The organism is Vibrio fujianensis, from assembly GCF_002749895.1.
Taxonomy (GTDB): domain Bacteria; phylum Pseudomonadota; class Gammaproteobacteria; order Enterobacterales; family Vibrionaceae; genus Vibrio; species Vibrio fujianensis.
On sequence record NZ_NBUS01000037.1, the window covers coordinates 72,838 to 76,659 of the forward strand.

3 protein-coding genes and 1 pseudogene are annotated in these 3,822 nt (G+C 45.4%); 2 read left to right on the top strand and 2 right to left on the bottom strand.

From position 1 onward, the window contains the following. Positions 1-408: pseudogene (gene cobA, locus B7C60_RS17710) on the bottom strand (uroporphyrinogen-III C-methyltransferase); the annotation flags it as partial. A 360-nt stretch (positions 409-768) separates the two neighbouring features. Here cobA and cpdB point away from each other — a divergent pair. Continuing rightward, positions 769-2,730 carry a 2',3'-cyclic-nucleotide 2'-phosphodiesterase gene (gene cpdB, locus B7C60_RS03455; protein WP_099610455.1) on the top strand — a complete coding sequence of 654 codons (1,962 nt, stop codon included), beginning with the start codon at positions 769-771 and terminating at the stop codon, positions 2,728-2,730. A 118-nt stretch (positions 2,731-2,848) separates the two neighbouring features. Then, positions 2,849-3,418: a Crp/Fnr family transcriptional regulator gene (locus B7C60_RS03460; protein WP_099610456.1), complete on the top strand. Its 570-nt coding sequence runs from the start codon at positions 2,849-2,851 to the stop codon at positions 3,416-3,418. A gap of 2 nt (positions 3,419-3,420) precedes the next feature. On the opposite strand, the gene B7C60_RS17715 is transcribed toward B7C60_RS03460, so the two are convergent. Beyond that, the coding region (locus B7C60_RS17715) for a DbpA RNA binding domain-containing protein (RefSeq protein ID WP_245868485.1) at positions 3,421-3,822 on the bottom strand (402 nt) is incomplete at its 5' end.

Below are 3,822 nucleotides of genomic sequence, written 5' to 3' on the forward strand. Positions count from 1 at the left end.
CGCATAAGCCGTTGCGCCTGCTGCCGCAGTAATCCCAGGAATAACCTGAAAGCGGATCCCGGCCTCAACCAAAACTTCTAGCTCTTCGCCTCCTCGTCCGAAAATAAAAGGGTCCCCCCCTTTGATACGGACAACTCGATAACCTGACCGAGCAAAATCGACCAATAGCTGATTGGTTTTTTCTTGTGGCACACTGTGATGACCAGCACGCTTACCAACACAAACCAATATCGCTTCAGCAGGAATTAAGCTCATAATTTCATCGGAAACCAAACAGTCATAAAGAATGACATCCGCTTGCTGGAGGTAATTTAAGGCTTTGACCGTTAATAATTCAGGGTCACCAGGTCCGGCCCCAACTAATGCGACTTCTCCGCTTTGTAATTGACTACGCGAAAGACGAGTAAAAGGATGAACCGATGCCCGTCCTTCTAATGCTACTAATGGGGTTGGGGAGTTGCCCCTTGTGTTAACACGCTTTGAACCCGCCATACTTGTTATCCATAACTCAACCGATGCACTGCATTATGAGCCGTTCCATTTATTACCTGAAATTCTAAAATTTCATTTTTTATACTAAAATATGATAAGAAAAAGACTAACAAGCAAAACCGTCGCTCACTTTGATGATCTGCCAGCAAATCCCTTCCTAACACTTAAGCGGTAATAAATCACACTTTGTGATGCGTTAAGCTTCTTGTTGCATTACTATTTGTTACCTTTGTCGAGAGACATCTTCACTCCCTTCAAATAGATAGGAACCTCATCATGAATTCAGCACTCAAGCCACTCTCAATCGCTCTCTTCGGTGGGCTATTGTGTCTGGCAAGCTCAGCGATAGCCGATACCATTCAATTGAGAATCATAGAAACAACCGATATTCATACTAATTTAATGGATTATGATTACTACAAAGACAAACCATCTCAGCAACTGGGGTTGGCTCGGGCAGCCAGCTTAGTCAAACAAGCGCGAGCTGAAGTGAATAATGCTGTGTTGGTCGATAATGGGGATTTAATCCAAGGTAGTCCAATGGGGGACTACATGGCTGCCAAAGGTATTAGCTCTGGCGAAATTCATCCAGCGTACAAAGCCATGAACCAATTGGGCTATGATGTGGGCAATATTGGTAACCATGAATTTAATTATGGTTTAACGTTTCTCCGCCGAGCCATTGAGGGGGCACAATTTCCTTATGTAAATGCTAACGTGTTTGATCAAGCAACAGGTAAACACTATTTCACGCCTTATCTCATCAAAAATCATACGGTTACAGATAATGATGGCAAACGACATACGATTAAGGTCGGATACATTGGTTTTGTCCCGCCTCAAATCATGATATGGGATAAAAAAAATTTACAAGGCAAGGTGTTCACTAAAGATATCAAACAAACCGCGCAACAGTTAATACCACAAATGAAACAAGAAGGTGCCGATGTCATTATCGCCATCCCTCACTCTGGGGTTTCCGCTGATCCTTATCAAGTTGGTGCTGAAAATTCAGTCTACTATCTCACGCAAATAGAAGATATTGATGCCATTACATTTGGCCATTCACATGCCGTTTTTCCAAGCAAAGACTTTGCTCAATTACCCGGAGCCGATATTGAACAAGGGACAATCAACGGTGTCGCTGCGGTCATGCCTGGACGATGGGGAAGTCATGTGGGAGTTATCGATCTCACATTAGACAATACACAAGGAAAATGGCAAGTCATCCAAAGCCACTCGCAAGCTCGCCCCATTTTTGATAAACAGAGCAAGACATCTCTCGCTAAAGCCGATGCAGGAATTGTGAAAGCACTGGCAACCGATCATCAAGCAACGCGTCAGTTTGTCAACCAACCAATCGGCCAAACTGATGATGTGATGTACAGTTTTTTAGCGCTTGTGCAAGATGATCCGACCGTACAAATCGTAAATTTTGCACAAAAAGATTATGTGGAACGCTTTATTCAAGGCGATCCAACTTTAGATGGTTTACCCGTTCTTTCGGCAGCAGCCCCCTTTAAAGTTGGTGGTCGTAAAGATGATCCCCAGGGTTTTACTGAAGTCGAAGCGGGTCAATTAACATTTCGCAACGCAGCAGACCTCTATCTGTATCCCAATACATTAGCCGCGTTAAAGATGACTGGAGCAGAGGTTAAAGAGTGGTTGGAATGTAGCGCCGGACAATTTAATCAAATTGATATCAATGATACCGCACCTCAATCGCTGATTAACTGGAGTGGCTTTCGTACCTATAATTTCGATGTCATGGAAGGGGTGAATTACCACATTGATGTCACTCAGCCAGCAAAATATGACGGTGATTGTAAAATCATCAATCCCGATGCCGAGCGAATTATTGACCTGACTTACCAAGGACAGCCAATAAATCCACAACAAATATTTTTAGTCGCAACGAATAATTACCGAGCGTACAGCAATAAATTTGCCGGAACGGGTAGCGAGCACATTGCTTTTGATTCTCCCGATGAAAATAGAACGATCGTCGCCAGCTATATTCAAAAAGTCAGCCAAGAACAGGGAAAAGTTCGCCCAAGTGCTGATAACAATTGGTCATTTGCTCCGATCAGCAGCAAAACCAAGCTGGATATTCGCTTTGAAACCTCACCAAGCGATAAAGCCACCCAATTTATTAAAAAATATGGTCAGTATCCGATGACCTATCTCAATACCGATGACATCGGATTTGCTGTTTATCGCATCGACTTACAAAAATAGGCACCGATAACCCAATATTGAAGCGGCAACCAACTCTACTGCGGCTTCAAGTCACTTGGGTTATCACGTAAAGTAGACAGCCACCTAGAGTGGCTGTCTACTTTTCTATGAGGCTTTTATGCAAGCACAGTTTCACGCTTATCTAAAACAGCATGGTTTTTCCGATGCCGAATGCACGCAATTACAAAATGTCGCTCAGCCACTTGAGCTGCCAACACGACATGTGTTAGTCGCACAAGGTGAAACCACTCCCTTTGCCTATTGGGTGCTCGCAGGGCTGTGCCACGCTTGCTATCTCACCGAAGAGGGCAAAAGTTTCAGTAAAGAGTTCTATTGGGAGCAAGACTGGGCGATTGGTTTTGAAAGCTTGCTGCGTGAGCAAGCCTCGCCCTTTATGCTGGAAAGCTTATCACCTGTACAGCTGATGGGCGTACCAATTGATGTATTGCGTGCATGGCGCACCAGCGGTCACCCGCTCTATCAACGTTTACTTGAGACGCAATTGTTGCACAAGGAGCAAAAAGAGCGCTTTATGCTGCTCTATCGCCCAGAACAGCGTTACCAAGTGATGTGCGCTCAGTTTCCAGATTTGATGGCGCGGCTTTGCGATCATCACATCGCCGCGTATTTGGGGATCACGCCAATTAGCCTCAGCCGCATCAAAGCTCGGCTAAGACAGGATGCATGAGATTATTTGAGTAAGCGAGCGCGGAACTGGCGTCCCTTCATCTTACCGTTGACGATCTTATTCAGTGCTTTGGTGGCGATTTTCTTGTGCACGGCTACATAAGCGCGCATCGGGAACAGGTTAATCTTGCCGATATGCTCCGCGGTCAGTTCGCCATCACCGGTCAGCGCGCCAAGAATATCACCGGGACGCACCTTGTCTTTCTTACCACCGTCAATTTGAATGGTGACCATATTCGCCGCGTAAGGACGTGCGCCTGCAGCAGATTGCGGCAAGGTTGAAGGTTCAATCGCGATGTCCATGTACTCATCAATTTGCGCCACACGGTAGCTCTCGTTGTCACTAAAGAAGCTAAACGCTAAGCCTTTACTTCCCGCACGACCAGTACGCCCGATGCGATGTAC

Bases quoted from the DNA above. Each gene is read 5' to 3' on its own strand.
- cpdB (WP_099610455.1), top strand. From the start codon at position 769: ATGAATTCAGCACTCAAGCCACTCTCAATCGCTCTCTTCGGTGGGCTA.
- B7C60_RS03460 (WP_099610456.1), top strand. From the start codon at position 2,849: ATGCAAGCACAGTTTCACGCTTATCTAAAACAGCATGGTTTTTCCGAT.